The 22,035-nt window shown below is 38.7% G+C and carries 23 protein-coding genes; 2 read left to right on the top strand and 21 right to left on the bottom strand.

The genetic code is table 11. The features are described 5' to 3' along the window. Positions 1-27 precede the first annotated feature (27 nt). The 19 genes from map to HMPREF0877_RS00250 form a co-directional block, all read right to left on the bottom strand. Positions 28-831: a type I methionyl aminopeptidase gene (gene map, locus HMPREF0877_RS00340; RefSeq protein ID WP_040760059.1), complete on the bottom strand. Its 804-nt coding sequence runs from the start codon at positions 829-831 to the stop codon at positions 28-30. Positions 832-850: 19 nt separating this feature from the next. Further along, a complete protein-coding gene (locus tag HMPREF0877_RS00335) occupies positions 851-1,486 on the bottom strand; it encodes an NAD-dependent epimerase/dehydratase family protein (protein ID WP_040760058.1) in 636 nt (211 codons plus the stop codon). 113 nt (positions 1,487-1,599) lie between these two features. Beyond that, positions 1,600-3,231: a peptide ABC transporter substrate-binding protein gene (locus tag HMPREF0877_RS00330; protein ID WP_002827045.1), complete on the bottom strand. Its 1,632-nt coding sequence runs from the start codon at positions 3,229-3,231 to the stop codon at positions 1,600-1,602. A gap of 187 nt (positions 3,232-3,418) precedes the next feature. Continuing rightward, positions 3,419-4,216 carry an alpha/beta fold hydrolase gene (locus tag HMPREF0877_RS00325; RefSeq protein WP_002827043.1) on the bottom strand — a complete coding sequence of 266 codons (798 nt, stop codon included), beginning with the start codon at positions 4,214-4,216 and terminating at the stop codon, positions 3,419-3,421. Positions 4,217-4,250: 34 nt separating this feature from the next. Further along, positions 4,251-5,657: a dihydrolipoyl dehydrogenase gene (gene lpdA / locus HMPREF0877_RS00320; protein WP_002827042.1), complete on the bottom strand. Its 1,407-nt coding sequence runs from the start codon at positions 5,655-5,657 to the stop codon at positions 4,251-4,253. Positions 5,658-5,660: 3 nt separating this feature from the next. Next, positions 5,661-6,959: a 2-oxo acid dehydrogenase subunit E2 gene (locus HMPREF0877_RS00315; RefSeq protein WP_002827040.1), complete on the bottom strand. Its 1,299-nt coding sequence runs from the start codon at positions 6,957-6,959 to the stop codon at positions 5,661-5,663. Further along, the gene (locus tag HMPREF0877_RS00310; protein WP_002827039.1) at positions 6,952-7,932 is read right to left on the bottom strand and encodes an alpha-ketoacid dehydrogenase subunit beta; all 981 of its coding nucleotides are present in this window, start codon (positions 7,930-7,932) and stop codon (positions 6,952-6,954) included. The genes HMPREF0877_RS00315 and HMPREF0877_RS00310 overlap by 8 nt, the downstream gene beginning before the upstream one ends. 2 nt (positions 7,933-7,934) lie before the next feature. Then, entirely contained in the window at positions 7,935-9,071 is a 1,137-nt protein-coding gene (locus tag HMPREF0877_RS00305; protein WP_040760057.1) for a thiamine pyrophosphate-dependent enzyme, read from the bottom strand. Between the two features lie 16 nt (positions 9,072-9,087). Continuing rightward, entirely contained in the window at positions 9,088-10,086 is a 999-nt protein-coding gene (locus tag HMPREF0877_RS00300; RefSeq protein ID WP_002827036.1) for a lipoate--protein ligase, read from the bottom strand. 269 nt (positions 10,087-10,355) lie between these two features. Beyond that, positions 10,356-11,414 (bottom strand): SepM family pheromone-processing serine protease, encoded by a 1,059-nt coding sequence (locus HMPREF0877_RS00295; protein WP_002827035.1) that lies wholly within the window; start codon positions 11,412-11,414, stop codon positions 10,356-10,358. A 1-nt stretch (position 11,415) separates the two neighbouring features. After that, positions 11,416-11,892 carry a pantetheine-phosphate adenylyltransferase gene (gene coaD, locus HMPREF0877_RS00290; protein WP_002827034.1) on the bottom strand — a complete coding sequence of 159 codons (477 nt, stop codon included), beginning with the start codon at positions 11,890-11,892 and terminating at the stop codon, positions 11,416-11,418. 3 nt (positions 11,893-11,895) lie between these two features. Continuing rightward, positions 11,896-12,450: a 16S rRNA (guanine(966)-N(2))-methyltransferase RsmD gene (rsmD, locus tag HMPREF0877_RS00285; RefSeq protein ID WP_002827033.1), complete on the bottom strand. Its 555-nt coding sequence runs from the start codon at positions 12,448-12,450 to the stop codon at positions 11,896-11,898. Beyond that, complete coding sequence (locus HMPREF0877_RS00280) at positions 12,450-12,761, bottom strand: YlbG family protein (protein WP_002827032.1); 312 nt, start codon at positions 12,759-12,761, stop codon at positions 12,450-12,452. Before HMPREF0877_RS00280 ends, rsmD begins: the two co-directional genes overlap by 1 nt. Further along, the gene (locus HMPREF0877_RS00275; RefSeq protein ID WP_002827031.1) at positions 12,762-13,973 is read right to left on the bottom strand and encodes an FtsW/RodA/SpoVE family cell cycle protein; all 1,212 of its coding nucleotides are present in this window, start codon (positions 13,971-13,973) and stop codon (positions 12,762-12,764) included. It lies immediately after the preceding gene. Between the two features lie 161 nt (positions 13,974-14,134). Next, on the bottom strand, positions 14,135-15,979 hold the full coding sequence (typA, locus tag HMPREF0877_RS00270; RefSeq protein WP_002827030.1) for a translational GTPase TypA: 1,845 nt from the start codon (positions 15,977-15,979) through the stop codon (positions 14,135-14,137). 75 nt (positions 15,980-16,054) lie between these two features. Then, the gene (locus HMPREF0877_RS00265; protein WP_002827029.1) at positions 16,055-16,840 is read right to left on the bottom strand and encodes an inositol monophosphatase family protein; all 786 of its coding nucleotides are present in this window, start codon (positions 16,838-16,840) and stop codon (positions 16,055-16,057) included. Between the two features lie 5 nt (positions 16,841-16,845). Further along, complete coding sequence (locus HMPREF0877_RS00260) at positions 16,846-17,139, bottom strand: UPF0223 family protein (RefSeq protein WP_002827028.1); 294 nt, start codon at positions 17,137-17,139, stop codon at positions 16,846-16,848. After that, complete coding sequence (def, locus tag HMPREF0877_RS00255) at positions 17,139-17,726, bottom strand: peptide deformylase (protein ID WP_002827026.1); 588 nt, start codon at positions 17,724-17,726, stop codon at positions 17,139-17,141. Before def ends, HMPREF0877_RS00260 begins: the two co-directional genes overlap by 1 nt. A 46-nt stretch (positions 17,727-17,772) precedes the next feature. Continuing rightward, positions 17,773-18,255 (bottom strand): hypothetical protein, encoded by a 483-nt coding sequence (locus HMPREF0877_RS00250; RefSeq protein ID WP_002827024.1) that lies wholly within the window; start codon positions 18,253-18,255, stop codon positions 17,773-17,775. A gap of 264 nt (positions 18,256-18,519) precedes the next feature. Between HMPREF0877_RS00250 and HMPREF0877_RS00245 the strand changes: the two genes are divergently transcribed. Further along, on the top strand, positions 18,520-18,732 hold the full coding sequence (locus HMPREF0877_RS00245) for a DNA-directed RNA polymerase subunit epsilon (protein ID WP_002827023.1): 213 nt from the start codon (positions 18,520-18,522) through the stop codon (positions 18,730-18,732). A gap of 3 nt (positions 18,733-18,735) precedes the next feature. Continuing rightward, positions 18,736-20,415, top strand: a complete 1,680-nt coding sequence (gene rnjA / locus HMPREF0877_RS00240; RefSeq protein WP_002827022.1) for a ribonuclease J1 — start codon at positions 18,736-18,738, stop codon at positions 20,413-20,415. Positions 20,416-20,478: 63 nt separating this feature from the next. Here rnjA and HMPREF0877_RS00235 read toward each other — a convergent pair whose 3' ends face one another. Both HMPREF0877_RS00235 and msrA read right to left on the bottom strand, forming a co-directional pair. After that, positions 20,479-21,420, bottom strand: a complete 942-nt coding sequence (locus HMPREF0877_RS00235) for a diacylglycerol/lipid kinase family protein (RefSeq protein WP_002827021.1) — start codon at positions 21,418-21,420, stop codon at positions 20,479-20,481. A 73-nt stretch (positions 21,421-21,493) separates the two neighbouring features. Next, complete coding sequence (msrA, locus tag HMPREF0877_RS00230) at positions 21,494-22,024, bottom strand: peptide-methionine (S)-S-oxide reductase MsrA (protein WP_002827020.1); 531 nt, start codon at positions 22,022-22,024, stop codon at positions 21,494-21,496. Between the last annotated feature and the right edge of the window lie 11 nt (positions 22,025-22,035).

Below are 22,035 nucleotides of genomic sequence, written 5' to 3'. Positions count from 1 at the left end.
AAAGATGACATTCTCGTTTTTTATTATTTAATCTTGCCACAAATATTTGGCGTCACCAATCGGATCTTGTGATGTTAAAATTTTAGGACCATCATTCGTAATAGCAATTGTGTGTTCATATTGGGCTGATAAACTACCATCTGCTGATACATAGTATTCCCAACCAGTTTCTGGAACAATTTCAGTCTCTATTTCCCAATCACCACCAGCATTGACCATTGGTTCAATAGTAATAACCATTCCTGCTTTTAGGCGCAATCCCTTATGTGCCACCCCGTAATGAAATACATCCGGCTTTTCATGCATCGTTGGTCCAATCCCATGACCAATTAGATCACGGACATCACCCATATGATTTTTATTTTCTACATAGTCTTGAATGGCAAAACCAATATCACCTAAACGATTACCAACTTGTGCTTGGTCAATTGCCAAATATAAGGCAGTATGCGTCACATCCATTAAATGATCAATCTCTGGTGTGCTATCACCAACAACATACGTCCAAGCTGAATCACTCTCATAACCATGCCAGTTAACACAAAAATCCACTGTCACAATATCGTGGTTCTTTAATTTCAGTCCCTTTCGTGGTGTTGCATGTGCGACTTCATTGTTAATGCTGATACAAGTTGCATATTTGTACCCTTCAAATCCTTTTTCTGAAGGCGTTGCATCGTGATCCAGAATATATTGGTTAACAATTTCTTCGATTTCCCAAGTATCCATCCCCACATATATTTGATCGCGTAATGCTAAATGTGCACCAGCTAAAATTTTACCTGAGTGGGCCATTCCTGATATTTCTCTATCTGATTTTAAAGTGATCAACTTTTCTCTCCTACGATAATTATGATATTTTGTTTGTCAAATCACTGGGCTGATTATTAATAATTCGAAGAATTTCCTGATTGAACGTCTGACGCTTAATTGGTCGGTATTTTTTCAAAAAATTCAAATGTAACCCATTAATGGCAACATGTAATATTATGCCTGGAATGAAATTAAAAAGACGCTGACGGTCATACACCATACCAGGATAAACCGCTACAAATCGATTATCCAACTTTTTGACACCGTAAGCAATAACCTCTTCTTTGGCTTTCATATAATCATTAAGGATCCACGGTGCATTATTTGCCGCAATAAAAATAAATTTCGTTTGTTTTGTTTTTACTGCTAGTTCATCAATCACCGTTTTTGCGGGCGCAATGCTGTTTTTTTCATAGCTAGTATTTTTCTTTTTACTGGGTAAAAAAATACCTACACAATCGATAACTAAGTCTGAACTATCAATGACCGTTTGCCAATCACCCGGTTCAGTTAAATCAACCGCCAAATAAGTCACAGATTCAACCAAATTTAAGTGGTTTTTTGCACCTGAGCGAGACAAACTAATCAGTTCGTACTGACTTTTATTCTGCATAAGGACAGATAAGATTCCCTGACCAATATACCCTGTACCACCCATTATAGTTATTTTCAATTTTTCCTCCTTCAATAGTTAGCAATTTCTACACATACCATTTAGCTATATTCTAACATTAATTAAAAAAATCACTGAATATCAAATTCAGTGATTTGTGCAATTATAAGTTATTAGTGTTTAACAGCATACTTGAAATTAAATGGCGCACCGGTAGGATTTGCAATAACTCCCTTAACCTTAGGATTCAACAATGAAGCAGTTGAACGGTAGTACAAAGGTGCAACTCCCGCTTCCTTCTCAAGGATTTGTTCAGCCTTCTTGAAGTCTGCATACTGAGCCTTAGTATTATTAGCATTCTTTCCTTCGGCACTCTCTAATGCAGCATCGTAATCTGCATTATTCCACTTACCATAATTATAAGAAGCGTCGCTCTTGTATAGATCCAAGAATGATGATGCGTCAGGGTAATCAGCTAACCAACCGAAGTTTAGCATTTGAAAATCACCATCAGTACTCAACTTCAATCGTTGCTTCTTTGGTACTGTCTTAATCGAAACATCCATACCCTTTAGATTTTGTTCTAACTGCTCTTGCAAGAATTGTGCCACACGCTTTGATGTATCATCATCGTCAGTCAATAGTTGAACAGACAACTTTGACTTGCCAACTTCCTTAAGTCCTGCCTTAAACAACTTAGCAGCTTTCTTCTTATCGAAGCTAACAGCACCCTTTACTTCAGCATCGGTTGCAAAATCCTTATTATTATTTGGATTCTTAACTAAGCCTTTAGGCGTGTACGTTGTTGCCGGAATGGCTGACCCAGTCACAATTTTACTTGATAATGTATCACGATTAATTGCATAAGAAATTGCTTGACGAATCTTGGTATTCTTAAATTCAGGTACTTTTTCTTCGTTCATCTGTAGTGCTTGGGTAGCACCAGTCTTGATAACTTTGTACCCCTTCTTGTTCTTTGAAGCCTTCACTTGATCTGGAGATAATGGCGTGAAATCAAGTTTCTTGCCTTGATACAAATTATAACCAGTATTCTGATCCTTAATTGTTTGAACAGCAATTTTCTTGGTCTTCACCTTATCAGCATCAAAATACTTATCATTCTTCACAAATGAGTACTTATTATTTGATCCCGTCCATCCTTTGAATTTATATGGACCAGCAGACAAGTACGTGGCTGCTGATGTTCCATACTTGCTACCCTGCTTCTCCACAAATTTTTGGTTTTCTGGAAAGAATACGGGCATCGTAATTTCTTGTAAGAAGTATGAGGCAGGTGATTCCAACGTTACTTGTAATGTATGATCATCAATTGCTTTGATTCCTAGTTCAGACGGTTGCTTTTGACCGTCCTCAATAGCCTTCGCATTTTTTACACTATCCATCAAATAAGCATATTCAGATGCAGTTTTGGGATCAATTGAACGTTGCCAACCATAAACGAAGTCTTTTGCTGTCAGAGCATCCCCATTTTCCCACTTCAAACCTGAACGTAAGTGGAATGTATATGTTAATCCATCATCAGACTTTTCGTAACTCTTCGCTGCCTCATTTTCAAGTTTATTACCCTTACCAAATTGTAACAATGGTAAACTTGTTGCCCCTAGCGCATCTGCAGATACAGTGTCTGTAGACTTTGCTGGATCCATTGTTGGTAATGCCGCAACTTCTGACCAATTAATTGTTTTGCCCGTTGATGCAGCAGATGCTGAGACTGCCGGTAATGCAACGCTACCCACCATCGCCACCGACGCAGCGGCGGCTGCTACTTTGCCAAATTTTTTCATGCCAAACTCCCTTTTGTGAACGATTTAATTTTAATAGTGTTATTATAATACCATGCAATTTCTCATTTGTCTAATTGTTTTTTAATTTATCAAACGAAACATAAAAAAAGATGTTTAGGAGTTTTATTCCTAAACATCTAAATTTTAACTATGCACATTGTGGATAGTTTTATTGCTAAAGGCATGCTTAACTAAACTTTTTTAAAAATTCTAACACAATTTGGTTAAATTCATCCGGAAATTCCAAATGTGGGATATGACCTGCACCGTCAAAAACATGCATTGCTGAGCCGGTAACCTTTTGTAGATCAAGCGCATTTTTCGCGTGATCTACTGGATACATCGGTGAAGCACTACCAGCCAAAAATAAATGGGGTATGCTTTCATGACGGATAACATCACGCCAATCTTGCACAATACCATCAATCATCAATGGCCGATTTTTTTTGAAATCAAACGGCACATAACCATCTGATACTTGACGCTTCAGTTCTTTTGGAATGGCTTGTCTAACCAACTTTGTTGTCGGAAAACTATCCGATATCTGGCTAATACGAGCAAAGGAGGAATCTTTAACGCCGTATTGCCAGCCATCTTCATTCAGCATCTTGGGTGTTTGATCTTCTGTTACAATCGCGTCTACACGACGATCACTAAACTGTGAAATATATTGACTTGCAACCATCGCACCCATTGAATGTCCAATCAAAGTAAAATGATCGACATGCAAATAGTCCACTAAATTTGCTAAATCCATTGCTAACCTAGAAATACGCAAGCTCTTGTCCGTCTGTTCACTTTGGCCATGATTTCGATACTCAAACCTTAGTACTCGAAAGCCTGCATTTTTAAATGCTTCAACTTGAGCCACCCATGTCGTTATCATACTTGTATAGCCACCGAGAAAAACGACGACTGGTTGATCACTACTACCATCAAACTGGTAATGTAATCGGACACCGTCATTTGATTTAAAGAAAGACATTGCCTACCCACCTCAATATAATTATTTTAATCTATTATACATGAATACCTAAACCATCTGCTACTTCGGCAGCATCCATAATAGCCTCGCCCAAAGTTGGGTGTGGATGGATAGTTAACGAAATATCTTCGGAGGTCAATCCATTTTCAATTGCCAATGAAAGCTCAGAAATCAAATCAGACGCTGATGGCCCAACAATTTGTGCACCTAACATCGCATTGCTATCTTTATCAGTAATCAAACGAATAAAGCCAACACCCGCGTCCATGGCAAGGGCACGACCATTTCCAGCAAATGGGAACTTACTGATCTTAGCATTCAATCCCTTTTCCTTTACTGAATCTGGGGTTTCACCAGTTGTTGCTAATTCATACTGTGTATAAGCAACTGCTGGTAATGAATAATGAAGATCATGAGCATTACTTGCACCGCTGATAGCAGCTGCAGCAACTTTGCCTTCAAAACTAGCCTTATGTGCTAAAGCAGGTCCGGCAACAATATCACCAATGGCATAAATATGTGACACACTTGTCTTCATTTGGTTATCAACTTCGATTAGACCGTGATCACCAATTTTGACATCCGTGTTATTTAAGCCTAGCGTATCAGAATTAGCTCGACGACCAACTGAAACTAGCAAGTAATCACCAGTGACCGTCTGCTCCTTACCGTCAACTTCATAAGTCAAAGTAACATCTTTATCAGTTTGTGTCGCACCCTTAGCCATGGCTGATGTAATAATCTCACCACCGTGCTTCTTAAAGTCATTCAAAACAGGCTTTGTCATCTCTTTATCAAAGCCGTTCAGTGTATGATCCAAGCCTTCAACGATAGTTACTTTCGCACCTAAGTTAGAATATGCACCACCAAGTTCGGAACCAATTACACCACCACCAACAATGATTAGATGTTCTGGTACTTCAGGCAAGCTCAATACACCAGTTGAATCAACAATCCGACCACCAAACTTTAAGCTTGGAATTTCCACTGGTCGTGATCCAGCCGCGATGATAGCATTTTCAAAGCGCAATAATTGATGACCATCTTCTTGTACAACATTCAAAGTTTCATTATCGTTAAATGTCGCCTCACCTTTGATAATCTGCACATGGTGCTTCTTCAACAACATGGCAACACCACCAGTTAATTGATCAACAACTTTATGTTGCTTCCAATCTTGTGCTTTTGCCCAATCTAATTGACCAGTCATTGATAATCCAAATGGGTTTTCTTCTTGACTATCACGATAATGGTGACCAACATTGATCAATGCCTTTGATGGAATACATCCAATGTTTAAACAAACTCCACCAATATTGTCACGTTCAATCAAAGTAACATCTTGACCTAGTTCAGCAGCACGAATTGCTGCCACATATCCACCAGGTCCTGAACCAATGATAACTGTACCAACATCAGTTGCTTCTGCTCCAACAACCATTTTCTATACCTCCATCAACATATAGCTAGGATCTGCCAATAATTGCTTCAAGTAATTCATTGACTGTTGTCCTAACATACCATCGATCAAACGGTGGTCATAACTTAGTGATAGCTTCATATTTTGTCCAACAGCTAATTCACCATTTTCATCAACAATTGGTTCCTTCAAAATTGAACCCAAACCTAAGATAGCTGATTCCTTACCATTGATAATTGGTGTGAACCACGTACCACGTGCTGAGCCCAAATTAGAAATGGTAATTGTTGCTCCTTGCATCTGAGCAGGCTTAATTGTACCTTCACGAACTGCACTTGCCAAATCAGCAATTTCAGTAGCAATTGTCATAATTGACTTACTCTCGGCATGAGCGATAACTGGCACGTATAATCCTGAAGGTGCATTAACGGCAACACCAACATTAACTGTATCATGATAGATGACTTCATTAGTGTCCATATCGATTGATGCATTAATTTCAGGGAACTTCTTACCAACTGCGGCCAAAGCCTTCACTGCATATGCCAAGTAAGTTAACTTAACACCTTGTTCTTTAGCAGACTCCTTGAAGCTTGAACGGTGTGCAACAAGCTTTGAAACTTCAACACTGTCAAAGTTCGTAACCGTTGGAATTGTCGAATTCTGAACAGACATTGCCTTAGCAATTGCCTTACGAACACCAGACATTGGTTGACGTCCTGATTTAGTATCAGCTACTTCAATCTTCTTCTCTGGTGCTGGTGCGCTTGCTTCAGGTGCAACTGGTGCTGCTTGAGGCTCAGGTGTAGGTGCTGCCGCTGCAGCTGGTGCACCAGTAAATCCAGTGACATCAGCCATCGTTATATGACCATGACGTCCTGATGCTGGTACTTGTGACAAGTCAATATTCTTTTCAAATGCATAATGACGAACTGACGGCATTGCTAAGATTTGACCATTTGTCGCAACCACATTTCCTGCGGGTGCAGCTGGAGCTTCAGGAGCTGCCGGTGTTGCTGGTTCTTCAGCGGGCTTTTCTTCTTCCTTTGGTGCGGGTGCAGCTTCACCAGCTGCTGAGCCGCTACCATCACCGTCAAACTCAATTAATGGATCACCAACAGCGACTGTTGTGTCAGGCTCGACAAACAACTTTGTAACAGTTCCCGCATAAGGTGAAAGAATTTCTTGAACTAACTTATCATTTTGTACTTCAGCAACGGAATCATCAACTTTAACTGTATCACCAACCTTAACTAACCAGTTTGTGATATCACCTTCGGCCATTCCTTCACCGATATCAGGCATCTTAAAAATTTCAGTCATAGTTTACAACCTCCTTGGCCTTAGCAACAACGTCATCAGCCTTCATCATCCAGTCATTTTCTGCTTGAGCGAATGGGTAAACTGTATCAGGTGCAGCTACACGACCAATTGGTGCTTTCAAACTCAAGATAAAGCGCTCTGAAATTTCAGCCATCACTGTAGCTGCAACTCCAGCCATACGTTGTGCTTCTTGTACAACAACAACACGACCTGTCTTCTTAACTGACTCACCAATAGTTTCAATATCGATTGGTGAAACGGTACGAAGATCAACAACTTCTGCCTCAATACCTTCTTTGGCCAACTCATCAGCAGCCTTTAATGATACAGGAACAGCACCACCATATGAAACGATGGTTAAATCAGAACCTTCACGAGCAATCGCTGCTTTATCCAATGGCGTTGTATAATAACCATCAGCAACTTCACCCTTCATTGAACGATACAAGTGCAAGTTCTCTAAGAAAACAACGGGATCATCAGACTCGATTGAGCTTAATAGCAATCCTTTAGCATCAGCTGGGTTGGCTGGCATGACAACACGAAGTCCAGGTACCTGAGCAACAATACCTTCCAAGTTATCAGCGTGCATTTCTGGTGTCTTGGTACCACCACCATATGGTGAGCGAACCACAATTGGCATATTACGTGTGCCATTGAAACGGAAACGAGCACGTGACATTTGACCAGCAATTGAGTCCATGACCTCAAATAGGAATCCAAAGAATTGAATTTCCATAATTGGACGATAACCAGTTGTTGCTAACCCAATAGCTAAACCACCAATTCCTGATTCTGCCAATGGTGTATTGAATACACGTTCATCACTATACTTTGCTTGCAAACCATCAGTTGCACGGAACACACCACCGTTTTCTCCAACATCTTCACCAAAAATTAGGGTGTTCTCGTCTTTCTCCAAAGCTAAATCTAAAGCATCCTGAATTGCTGCAATATATGTTTTCTTAGCCATAATTACTTACCCTCGCTCTCGAAGTGCTCAATTTGTTCCTTCATCGCTTGTCCTGGAACTTCCAACGTGTTCTTTAAGAAATCAGAAATCTTTTGCTTTTCAATGTTATCAGCAATCTTGATTTGATCGTCAATATAACTATCTACTTCAGCAATGTAATCGTCTTCTTTCTTGTCGTCCCAGATACCCTTTTCACTCATAAACTTACGCATACGAATCAATGGCTCTTTCTTCCACCATTCGGCAATATCTTCCTTTGTACGATAACGAAGTGGATCATCACCAGCTGTTGAGTGCGGCTCCAAACGATTAGTCAACGTTTCAATCAATACAGGACCATTACCAGCAGCAGCCCATGCACGAGCTTCTTTAGCTGCTAAGTACATTGCCAATGGATCCATACCATCAACAACTAGACTAGGAATACCTGATCCCCATCCTTTAGCTGCCAAATGAGGTGCGGCTGTTTGCAAAGCACGTGGTGTTGAAATAGCATAACCATTGTTTTGTACGAAGAAGACAGCGTTTGCCTTATAGGCTGAAGCAAAGTTAACACCTTCATAGAAGTCTCCTTGCGAAGTTCCACCATCACCTGTATAAGCATAGGCAACAGCATCTTGCTTGCGCTTCTTCAAACCTAGAGCAACACCAGCTGCCTCAACATATTGAGCACCAATGATAATTTGTGGCATCCATGAGTTAACTGGCTCACCATCTTCTGTAGTGAACTCATTACCCTTTGCGTGACCACGTGACCAAAGAATAGCTTTCCAAACTGGCCAGCCCTTATCAACAATTTCAGGAATATCACGATATCCTGGGAATAGCCAGTCTTCCTTACCAAAGGCGTATGCTGAAGCCATTTGTGAAGCTTCTTGTCCAGCAGTTGGTGCGAAGAAACCAAAACGTCCTTGCTTAGCCAACTTTGTTGAACGGATGTCAAGCTGACGGCTAAACAACATCTTCTTCATAATTGCAACTAAATCTTCATCTGTTAATTCAGAACGCTTGTAAGCTGCTTTATCCAACAATTTTCCATCATTGTCCAACAACTTCAATGTTGGGAAAAAATCATCTTGCGCTTGCAATTGTCCATCAAAATCTAAAACCTTCTTGTTTGCATCTGCGATACTTGCCATTGCATGTAGCCCCTTTCTACTTATCACTGTCTCCAGTAAACAATACCGCTAACTCATCATTGGTAATACCACCAAAATATTGGCCATCTGAATTAGATTCCAAAACTTTAAGGATTGCCTCAGGCGAGAATACCTGACCAATGAACTTATCTTTAATCTCACGCCAGTCACGAACACCTAAGAAATCCCCTGTAAAATCAATATCTTGAATTTTACCTTCCTTAACATTCGCCTTAACGTCAATACTACCGCCATCATATTTGGCATGATTCATGAAATCAAACTCAGGACTCTTACCATAATTCCATTCCCAAGTTGAGAACCGTTCATCACGCCAACGTTTAATGTCGGCAATTTGATCATCAGTTAGTACCAACTCACTATCTTTTCCCTCATTGGTTAGATAGTAACGTAAAGCTTCCATAAAGCCTTCTAAAGTTTGGCCTTCAGGTGCATAGTTCTTAATATTACCCACTCGCGCACGAACGGATTTTGCTGCTTTTGAAATAAACTTTTCATCAGCAACATTTAAAGAACGAACCATTGCCTCAACATCGGTGTCCCACATCAACGTACCGTGATGCATTAGGTAGCCACCGACGTAACGTTGTGCATTACCTGAGACCTTCTTTCCATCAACTTCTAAGTCATTTCGACCAGTAATTTTGGCATCAATGCCAATTGCGTGTAGTGCGTCATACATTGGTTCAACAAATTGCTTAAAATTGACCTGACTACTACTCTCAACTGGCACAAAGAAAGTAAAACAAATATTCCCCAAATCGTGGTAAACTGCGCCACCACCAGACATTCGGCGAACAACCTGTACACCTTCTTTATCAACATACTCTTGATTGATTTCTCCAAAAGTATTTTGATTTTGTCCTACAATGACAGCTTTCTTATTCTGCCATAAAGTAAATACTGGTTCTTTTGGCTTAAGGTTGTATAACAACCAGCTATCCATAGCAATATTCTGGTAGGCATCTGTGCCTAAATAATTAATGTACCTCACTACATATATTCCCCCTCCAAGAAAGCGCTTACATCTTTCTACAAGTTTTATTATAGCACTATTTATGTATCATACAAAACAAGAATTTTAAATTTGAAAAAGTGCTATATTTTATATATATAGCATTTTTATTTATGTTATAAACAAACAATAAATATTTTTTTGAAATAAAAAAAGCCACTATTAACACATATAGATGTGTTAGAATAGCGACATTTTTTTACCTATTTTTGTATTTAATGTGTACCATATATGCAACTACTTTTATTTTAGGAATTGCGTAAGTATGTTACAGCATCTGAAAAAGTTTTAACAGGAACTATCTTCATGTTTGGTGCATATTTTTTGGCAGTTTTGACTGCCTCTTGGTAGTTCGTTTTACCGTCTGATTCATATTTCAAATTTTGCTTAGTTGGTTTAATATATGGGGCGAAAAATATTTTTGCACCGGCTTCATGAGCAACAATGACTTTCTTGTCAATACCACCAATTTCGCCCACACGTCCATCTTTATCAATAGTACCAGTGCCGGCTATTTTACGACCATTAGCCAAGTTTTCTGAAGACAAACTATCATACATTTCCAATGCAAACATCAATCCACCAGATGGACCACTAATGCTGCCCATATTAGCCGTAATTTTACGAGGTGAAGTCACATCAACAGAATCTGTCAAAGCAATACCAATTCCTGGAAGTTTCTTTGTACCAGCTAAAGCAACTGATTTTCCAGTAGCAGTTTTTGATTTGTTATTCTGTTTATAAGTAATTGTCATTGATGTGCCGACTTTATGCGATCGAATATATTTTTGAAAACCTTTTGCAGAACTAAACTGATTGTTATCAACAGCAGTCACTGTATCTCCAACATGCAGTTTCTTTTTGAAGGTCGAGTTTTCCTGGATAGACATCACATAAATACCATTGAAAGTTCGCTGATATGGAACCTTTGCTGCCTTGTATGCAACAGCCTTTGCCTCATTTACGGCAGAATCCATGTATATTTTGTTGATAGCTTGGCTATCTGATTCACTTGATCCACCATTGGCTTCACGACTTGTCATCAAGGTTGTTGTTGGGTTCAACGCTGCAATAATTGCACCCAGTCCATTCACTCTAGACAAATAAACAGCAGTAATCATGTATTGCCCATCAACTTTTGGCTTTTTGCCATCTACCTTGATATATGATTTCAGATTATCGGCCTCTCCAGGCGTTTCTGCATAGAGTGGTAAGGGACTAATTAGTCCGATTAAAACTAACACAAGACCAACTAGTCCAATTATTTTTAAACGCTTATGTTTTTTATTTACTTTTTTTATTTCCATATTATTTACCTAACTTTTCATATAAAGCTTTTTCTATAATGTTAGGTACATATTTTGAAATATCTGTACCGGTACTAGCTACCTCTTTTAGTAACGAGCTTGATAGGAATTGATGATCAGGTTTGGCTAAAAGGAATACCGTCTCAACATCACCTAACTCATGATTCATCTGTGCGATATCACGCTCGTATAGATAGTCTTTTTCATTTCTTAAGCCACGGACTAACAAATCAGCGTTGATTTGTTTCATAAATTCAACTGTTAACCCTGACATTTCAAGAACTGTGACATTTGCTAGTTGTTCGGTCACTTTTTCAATCATGGCAATTTTTTCGGTAGGTTGGAAAAGATACTGTTTGCTCAAATTAGTACCAACACCAATAACAATCTCATCAAAAAGATTTGCAGCACGCTGTACAACATCTAAATGCCCATTTGTAAATGGATCAAAACTACCTGGAAACAATGCTTTTACCATATTTTACCTCCCGGTGTAACGATATAAAGTAATGACAGTAATACCGTAATCCTTTTGCTTAATTAACTCAAATCCAGGTACAGTTTCTGGTAAATCAGCAAACTGATCAGTTTCAGCTACTACTAAAGCCTGAGGTGCAACAAGATTTGCAACAACCAGTGCTTCCAGATCCTTAATAATTGTTTGTTTAGCGTATGGTGGATCAAAATACAAGATATCAAATGGCAAACTACCTTGTAAGCGATGAATAGCAGCTTCAGCCGTACTTTTTATAACATGAAATTTTTCTGGCTGTTTCGTAACTGCAATGTTTTCTTTAATGGTTTTGATTGCAGCGTATTGTCGATCTACTAAGACTGCTTCGTCAATTCCTCTCGAAACACCTTCAATACTCAATCCACCCGAACCAGCATATAAATCCAAAGACCTGCCGCCTTCAAAATAAGGGCCAATCATGCTGAATAATGCCTCTTTTACTTTATCGGTTGTTGGTCTGGTTGCATTACCTGGAACAGCCTTTAAAGGCCGCCCTCCAAAATCACCACTTATTATTCGCATCACAATTCCTCTTCATCAACAGGTTCATCTGATAATTCATCAGGATCAATCATTAATTCAAATGACTCACCATCACCACCAACAGTTGTATCAACCTCTGGCCAATGCGACAAACTAACAGAGGAAACAAAACCCAATCTTTCAATCAATTTTGTTTTTGTTTCAATATCTTGCTCATCCATGTAAATCACAGCGTATTTCATTTTCTCAGATATATAGTTAACAACACCAAAACGGCGCAATTGACGAGCTTGTCGAACATTTTTTAAATAGACAATCACACTGCGCCTTGGCTTTACAACAAATGTCATTTAATCTACCTCTTCCAATTCCGTTTCGTATTTTATTTGACCAATAATATTTAGTGCAACACCAAACGTTATTCCCCAAGAAAGCAAAGAAGAACCACCGTAAGAAACCATTGGGAAAGTAACCCCAGTAATTGGTAAAATACCAACCACACCACCTAAGTTAATTAGAATTTGGACCACAACATACGTTGCAATACCATAGAGTACTAATCTTTGTTGCATACGATGGGCATGGATCCCCATAATTACTAATCGACAAATGATAACCGCAAAAACGATTAAGACAATACAAATTGTTATAGCTCCGAGTTCTTCACCAACAATAGCCATAATAAAATCAGTATTTGGTTCTGGTAAATAGCCCGTTTTTTGGATACTATTACCCAAGCCACGACCAAACAAACCACCATTACTAATCGCATAATATGAGTTAATTAGTTGATGTCCAGAATCGCCGGCGACCCATGGATTAACGTAGGCTTCAAATCTAGCAATTTGATAATGAAAAAAAGGTAACTTCTCAAGTAATGGCAACGAAAATGGAATGGCAATGTAAATTGCGAGCACACCTGCCATTAACGCTAAAAGACTGCGCATCCTAACACCAGCCATCATTAAAACAATTAAAAATATTAGTAGCAGAATAACAATTCCACCAAAATCTGGCATCAAAAAAACCAGCATCATTCCTAAAAAAGGAATAAACAGATCTTGCATTTTAATCTTGGGAAACCAGCCATTTTTATCTGGCTTCTTTCTGGAGAAACGATGAGCAATATATAAAATCATGCTAATTTTAAAATACTCAACAGGCTGGATTCCAAAAGAACCGATATATATCCAACCCTTTGCTCCTGAAGTAACTTGTCCAAATAGCAAAGCATAAGCCAAACTTATCAATAAAATAATATTGATTCCTAAAATCGTCCTAATAATAAATTTTGACTGCCAATTTATTTTTAGTGTAAAAATAAATAGCATTATTATTAAACTCATGAAACCAAATACAGCTTGTTTAATTAGAAAGCTACTGGCAGATCCAATGGCCATGTTAGTACTTGATGTATAAACCATTGCGTCACCAAAAATCATTATTGCGATAATTGGAATTAACAACCATAAATCTAAATAACGAAACTTATTTTTTATTCGTCCCATTAAGCTCAGATGTCTTTTCTCATCACGATGTTGATGAGTCATTTTTGCTTCCATATCAATGAGCTCCTTTTATAAATAGCTTTTTCTATTTTATCACATCTGATAACGCCCAACCTTTATTCTTCAAATAGATAACTCATTTCTATCAAAAAATTCATTAAAAAGCGGTTGCTTCCTATCACTAGGTAACAACCGCTTCTTTAATACTATTTTAACTAACCTTGTTGTGACATCTTACGACGCTTTGCAGCCTTTTCACGTTCGTTTGTAACCAAAATTTGCTTACGGATACGAACATTTTCTGGTGTTACCTCAGCGTACTCATCATCATCCAAGAACTCCAATGACTCTTCAAGGGTCATATCACGTGGTGTCTTGATTGAGGCCGTTTGATCCTTGTTAGATGAACGGACGTTAGTTTGATTCTTAGCCTTAGTAACGTTAACAGAGATATCGTTGTCACGGCTGTTCATACCAACAACCATACCTTCATAGATATCATCACCTGGGTGAATGAACATCGTTCCACGATCTTCCACACCCATGATTGCATAAGTTGTTGCCTGACCTTGGTTGATTGAAACCAACGTTCCATTACGGCGACCAGGGTTCCAGTTTTTAACAACTGGTGCATATGTCTCAAATGTGTGGTTGTAAATACCATATCCACGAGTTAATGACATGAATTCAGTTGAATATCCAATCAAACCACGTGATGGCACAAGGAACTCCATACGAGTTGTTCCTGTACCAGTTGGCTCCATGTTGCGCATTTCACCCTTACGCTGGTTCAATGAGTCGATAACCGCACCAGAATATTCATCAGGTGTATCAACTTGAACTGCTTCAAATGGTTCTGATTGAACACCATCAACATCTTTGATAATAACTTGTGGACGTGATACTTGAAGCTCAAAGCCTTCACGACGCAAAGTTTCGATCAAAATTGAAAGGTGCAACTCACCACGTCCTGAAACCAACCATGCACCAGCTTCATCAGTGTCTTCAACACGCAATGAAACGTCAGTGTGCAATTCGCGGTTCAAACGATCTTCAATTTGACGGGCAGTCACAAACTTACCTTCTCTTCCAGCAAATGGTGAATCATTTGTACGGAAAGTCATTTGTAATGTTGGCTCGTCAATGTGAAGTAATGGCAAAGCTTCAGGGTGAGCAGGATCAACAACAGTTTCACCAACGGAAATCTCATCCATTCCTGAAATAGCAATCAAATCACCAGCTTGTGCTTCATCAATTTCAATACGATCTAGACCAATGTAACCAAACAACTTTGTAACACGGAAGTTTTGAACTGATCCATCAACCTTCATAACGGCAACTGAATCACCAACTTTGATTGTTCCGTTAAATACACGACCAATTCCAATACGACCAACGAAATCATTGTAGTCCAAAAGTGACACTTGGAACTGTAATGGTTGATCTGAAGTATCCTGAGGAGCAGGAATTGTCTTGAAGACAGTTTCAAAGATTGGTGCCATTGTGTGTTCTTGCGTTTCAACATCTGGATCATATGAAGATGTTCCGTTCATTGCTGAAGCATAAACAACCGGGAAGTCCAATTGTTCTTCATCAGCACCAAGTTCGATGAACAAGTCCAAGACTTCGTCAACAACTTCTGATGGGCGAGCACCTGGACGGTCCACCTTGTTCACAACAACAATTGGTGTCAAGTTTTGTTCGAAAGCTTTCTTTAAAACAAAACGAGTTTGTGGCATTGTTCCTTCAAAGGCATCAACTACAAGCAAAACTCCATCAACCATACCCATAATACGCTCAACTTCGCCACCGAAATCCGCGTGTCCTGGCGTATCCATGATGTTAATCTGCTTATCTCCAACCTTGACAGCCGTATTTTTTGACAAGATTGTGATACCACGTTCCTTTTCAAGATCGTTTGTGTCCATCGCACGGTCGCTTAATTCTGTACGCAAATCTAGCGTATCAGACTGCTTTAGTAATTCATTAACCAACGTTGTCTTTCCGTGATCGACGTGAGCAATAATTGCAATATTGCGGATATTTTCGCGTTTTGCCAAAATCCTATTCTCCTTGACGCATACGTCACTTTTTTCTGTAATCGGTGTAACAATCGAAAAACAAACCTAATAAATCTAAGTCCATTCCTTTTGAATTAACTTGATATCATCAAATGTTTTCTCTGTTGCCACAAGTACTGAACCTGATACTAACATATTCAAAGGGTGTTCGTCAATCGTTCCAACCTTCAAGCCCAAAGATTTTGCAAGTGCAACACCAGCAGCAAAGTCCCACGGACGCATACGGCTAAGATATGCAACCGCTTTCCCTGTCAATACATGTAAATATGAAATTCCTGCTGATCCATACACACGATAACCAAGTGCTGATTTTGCTAGCTCTGTAAATCCCTTTTCTTCATATAACAACCGTGCACCTGATAAAATAATCAATCCATCTTTTAGTGCCGTATCTGTTGGCGCATGAAGCGGTTCATCATTATGAAAGACACCAAAATCAGGACCTCCGTGGACCACATCGTGTTTGGTAATGTCCATGATCCATGCCATCACCGGCTCACCATCTTCATAAACGGCCACCATTGTCGCAAACTCATCTTGTTGCTTTACAAAATTCATTGTGCCATCGATTGGATCAACATACCAAATACGACCTTCTGTTGACTTTACAGCATCCCCAAAACCTTCTTCACCTAAAATTTGAGCTTCAGGATCAAACGTTCGTATATGCTGTACATAGTACTGTTCGACTTCTCGATCAACATTGGTTACTAAATCACGATGACTTGATTTTGTCTCAATCTGCATTCTTTGCTGAACTCGTTTCATGACAAGGTGACTAATATCATCTAGCCAATCCAGCACCGTTTCATCCATCTTTTGTAGTTGTGTCTGATCCATAAAAGCTAGTCCTCCATTTTGAGACGATGACTAGTTGTCTGATGAGCTAATTTTATAGTCTTGTAGATACTATAGCCAGAGGTTCTTTCAAATTCACGTCCAATTTGTTTTTCTTCACTTTTACTAGGAACAACTAGCTTAAATGCATTGTAGGCATTTAGAAGTGTATCCCGTTCAATTCCAACTTCATAAGCATTGGCCACTGCTGAATACAGATTACTTGCCGTAATAATGTCTTCTTTTTCCCAGCCAGGTAAAATTGGATAGGTGAAATTTTTATCAGAATTTGACATATTCATCACCCTAAGTAACGCGTATTTTCTGTCTCTGCCCATGGTTCAGTTTTATTAATGTGATCATAATATAACGTACCATGTAAATGATCGATTTCATGTTGAAAGACAATTGCTGGGTACCCTTCCAAACGTAATTCTTGTTTATCTCCATTCTCATCTTGGAACTTTACAGTGATTCGATATGAACGTGCGACATACCCAGGCAAATCATTATCAACTGATAAACAACCTTCCCCCATTGATAAGGCACCCTTTTTAACAGATTGGCGAGTAATTACTGGATTATAAATTGTCCCTTTGAAGAAGTAATCACTATCCGTTGTTTTTTTATCTTGTAATTCTTCTACGTCATCTGATGGAATTAAGATTGACGTAAACTGTTGTGAAATACCTACTTGTGGAGCTGCCAAGCCAACGCCTGGGCGTAATCCATATTTTTCATTTTCTTTTTCATCCTGGCTGACCACAAGATACTCCATCATATTCTTTGAAGCTTCTTTCACTTCATCAGACAAAGGAAATTCAACCTTAGCAGCACGCTCACGCAAAACCTTATCACCATCACGTACAATTTCATTCATCAAATACATCTTCAGAATCTCCTATTTTTTTAAGTTAATTTTAGTATACCAAATTCTAAACGGGTTGATTTAATTTCCTTAAATCTCTTATATACGCAGCAGTTTCCTGATTAACAATATGCGCAATATCAATATGTAATTCTGAAACTCGTGTATCATACCAAACATCTGTTACCAATAAAGCCATGTCTGTCTCAGATGCACTCTTTAAATTATTTTTTTCTGCATATTCTTTTAGTGCATTATTAACTGCCTGCCTTACCACAACAACTTCCTGCATATCCGATACGGGTAACACAAATTCAAAAGCCATCACTTCATGCCCCCAAATGTTTGCGACCAAAGTAGAGGAAATACGTCGTTCAGGAACTAAGTACAGTGCATCACCCAAATCACTCAATGCATACGTTAAACCTTTGTTCACTACTTGCTGAGATGCAATAATTTGTCGTTCTGTTAGTCGGCGACCATAGCGTCGATAAATTGTGACTGCGATAATAATACTTATTATAACTACCAGCATCCATAGAATCCACATTATAGGCTCCTCTCAAAAAATTATATATTATTTTAATTATTAATCATTACTATATTTAGTGTACCTGAATTCAAAGTAAAAAACGATTTATTAAGTATCTGAAACTCAGTATTTAAAGAAACTGAGTTAAAACGTACGGATTATGTATCTTATGTATATTTTTGTAAATAGGAAATTTTGCCTTAGTAGCAGACAATGCCTTTTTCTGCTAAACTAACTGTATACGAATAATCGGAATAAAAAATAAGGAGATACTTTATTACTATGATTTTTAAAGTTTACTATCAACCAAATAATTTTCAAAGTCCTGAACGTGAAAACACACATTCTCTATATTTAGATGCACAAGATTTACCAGCTGCTCGTTTGGCTGTTGAATCAAATACTGACTATAACGTCGAGCATATCGAACAATTATCAGAAAAGGCCCTTGCCTACGAGCAACAAGGTCCAGACTTTAAGTTGACGGAGTTTTAATATATGACAACTGATTTAACTATTCGGCCCGATGAAACAGCGGTTTATGCTTTGGGTGGATTAGGTGAAATCGGGAAAAACACGTATGGTATTGAATATGGCGATGAAATCATCGTCGTCGATGCTGGTGTCAAATTTCCAGAGGACGATCTCCTAGGAATTGATTACGTTATCCCTGATTATACCTATCTAAAAGAAAACAAAGATAAAATCAAAGCACTCGTTATCACTCATGGGCACGAAGATCACATTGGCGCCATTCATTTCTTTTTGAATGCTGTCAATGTACCCGTATATGCTGGACCACTAGCAATCGCCCTAATCAAAAATAAATTAGATGAGCATGGTCTTTTAAATAGTACGGAACTTCATGAGATTAATGAAGATACTGTCCTAAAATTCGACAAAATGAGTGTTGAATTTTTCCGCACAACCCACTCAATTCCTGATACATTTGGTGTAGCTGTTCATACTCCTTCTGGAACCATTGTTGAAACAGGTGATTTTAAATTTGACCTGACACCAACAACAAAACAGCCGCCTAATTTACAGAAAATGGCACGTATTGGTTCAGAAGGTGTTTTATTATTGATGTCTGACTCAACCAACGCCGAGCGTCCAGAATTCTCAAAATCTGAACGTTGGGTTGGTAAAACAATTGACAAATTGTTTAATGAAATTGATGGTCGAATTATCTTTGCAACTTTTGCATCAAATATGTCAAGAATTCAAATGGCAACAAAAGCTGCTATTGAACACGGTCGTAAAATTGCTATTTTTGGTCGTTCAATGGAAAGTGCTGTAACCAATGGCCTAGCTCTTGGCTACCTGGATATTCCAGAAGACATGCTAGTAGATGCCCATGAAATCAATCGCTTACCACCAGAAGAAGTACTCATTATGTCTACTGGTTCTCAAGGTGAGCCAATGGCTGCTCTAGCACGTATCGCTAATGGTACGCATCGACAGATTTCTATCCAACCAAATGACACCGTCATCTTTTCTAGTTCTCCAATTCCTGGTAATACACAATCTGTTAACCGTGTTATCAACGAACTAGAAGAAGCTGGTGCGAATGTTATTCATGGTAAAATTAATAACATCCACGCTTCTGGTCACGGGGGTCAAGAAGAGCAAAAGTTGATGCTTTCACTCATGAAGCCAAAATTCTTTATGCCCATCCACGGTGAGTATAGAATGTTAAAAGTTCACGAAGGACTTGGCCATGATATTGGTATCCCTGAAGAAAATACTTTTGTTTTAGACAATGGTGATGTTCTCGCAGTCTCTCCAGATGAAGCCAGAGTGGCTGGACATATTCCAGCACAAGATACTTACGTCGATGGTAATGGTATTGGTGATGTTGGTACAGCTGTGTTACGTGACCGACAGATGTTATCTGAAGATGGCTTAGTTGTCGTCGTTGCAACAATTGATTTAAAGAATAAAGAAATTACTGCCGGACCGGACATCTTATCACGTGGATTCATCTATATGCGTGAATCTGAAGATTTAATAAATGAGGGGCGTAAGGTTATCTTCCACGCTATCCTCTCTGCAATGCATGAGCCAACTGCTAACGAACATATTATTCGAAATGCCGTTGTCTCACAATTACAACGATTCCTATTTGAGCAAACGAAGCGTCGGCCACTAATCTTACCGATGTTTATCATGATTTAAAAAATAAAATAAGGCCTCGCCTAACACTGACTGTCATAGTCAAAAGTTAGGCGAGGCCTTATTTCATATATAAAACGGATATTTCTTCGAAGTTAAACGCAAACTATTTTTTCTAGCAGGTACAACTTCACCATCCAAATGACTATACTCATCCTTTTCAGACTGTAGTCCAATCTGTGAAGATTTAAAATGATGCACCTCAGAATATTGATAGTGATTCCCTCGTAGTAAGGCACCAATCAACCAAATTAAACGGCCTAAATTTTTAGGCCGATCAACTAAAATAATATCAAACATGCCATCCACTGAACTCGCATCGGGCAGTATCTTGATTCCCCCACCAAAATATGGCTGATTAGATACAGTTATCAAAAAAGCTTTCTCCGTATGAAAGTTTTTCTGCTGATCTTTTAGAGTAAATACAACATCAAAAGCATCTTGCTTAGTAAGGCTCTGAAAAATCGCTAAAAAATAACTCAGGCCACCTAAATGATATTTATTCAACCAACGCTTGATTTTTGATTGGTTTGCAAAAGCCACTGTAGTTGCATCAATCCCAATACCAATGTTATTTACAAAATAACGAACCATGCCAGTGGACTCATTGGTGTATTCACCAACATCTAATAAAGTCACATCTTGATTATTTATTTGCTGATGAATACGTTTAAATGCGGTAATAGGATCGCCCGCTAAATGATGGCTCCTAGCAAAATCATTACCCGAACCTGCTGAAATATATGCAAGTGGTCTTTGTATCCCTTGTGCTCTATTTTTCATCAAACCATTAATAGCTTCATGCAGCGTTCCATCCCCACCAATAATCACAAACTGTGATTGATCTTGATTCAACTGACCCATTTGTTCTTCAATAGCCCCTGATGTTTTAGAAAAAAACACACTATAAGCGATTGCCTGCTCATCTAAATAAATTTGTAAATTTCGCCATTTCTTCTCAGCAATGCCATTGCCCGCAGTTGGATTAACAAAAAAACGATATGCCATGTTGATAGCTACTCCTTCGTAAAATCGCTAACTACTAGTATAACGAATTCTGCAAGGTTTGCCTATTAACTCATTATTTCGTGTGAGTGCCCCAAAATTTTGCCTTGTACGCATCACGTTCTTGCTTCTCATCAGCATAAATATCTGCATGCTTCTTATAAAACTGTTGATGTTCATCCTCAGCATCCCAAAAAATGTCAGCTTTTTCAATTTGTGTCACAATTGCATCATCACCAAATATACCAGATGCTGCCAATAATGCTTTAGACTTATTAGCAATCTCCTCTTGTTCATCAGAATTCACAAAAATTACTGGTCGATAATTATCACCACGATCTTGAAACTGCCCCATAGCATCTGTGGGATCAGCTGTTTGCCAATATAGTTCAACAAGATCCTGGTATGTAACAACGTTGTTATCAAACCAAACTTTTACCGCTTCAGTGTGCCCCGTTTCATGAGCCTTCACTTGTTCATAAGTTGGATTTTCCAAAAAACCACCAGTATATCCAGAACGAACCTTTAAAATACCTGGCAGCGTTTCAAAGGGTTCAACCATACACCAAAAACATCCACCTGCAAAAATTGCTGTCTCTTCTGCCATTATCTTTTCTC

Source organism: Weissella paramesenteroides ATCC 33313 (assembly GCF_000160575.1).
Lineage (GTDB): Bacteria > Bacillota > Bacilli > Lactobacillales > Lactobacillaceae > Weissella > Weissella paramesenteroides.
This window is presented reverse-complemented; position numbering and strand designations above follow the sequence as displayed.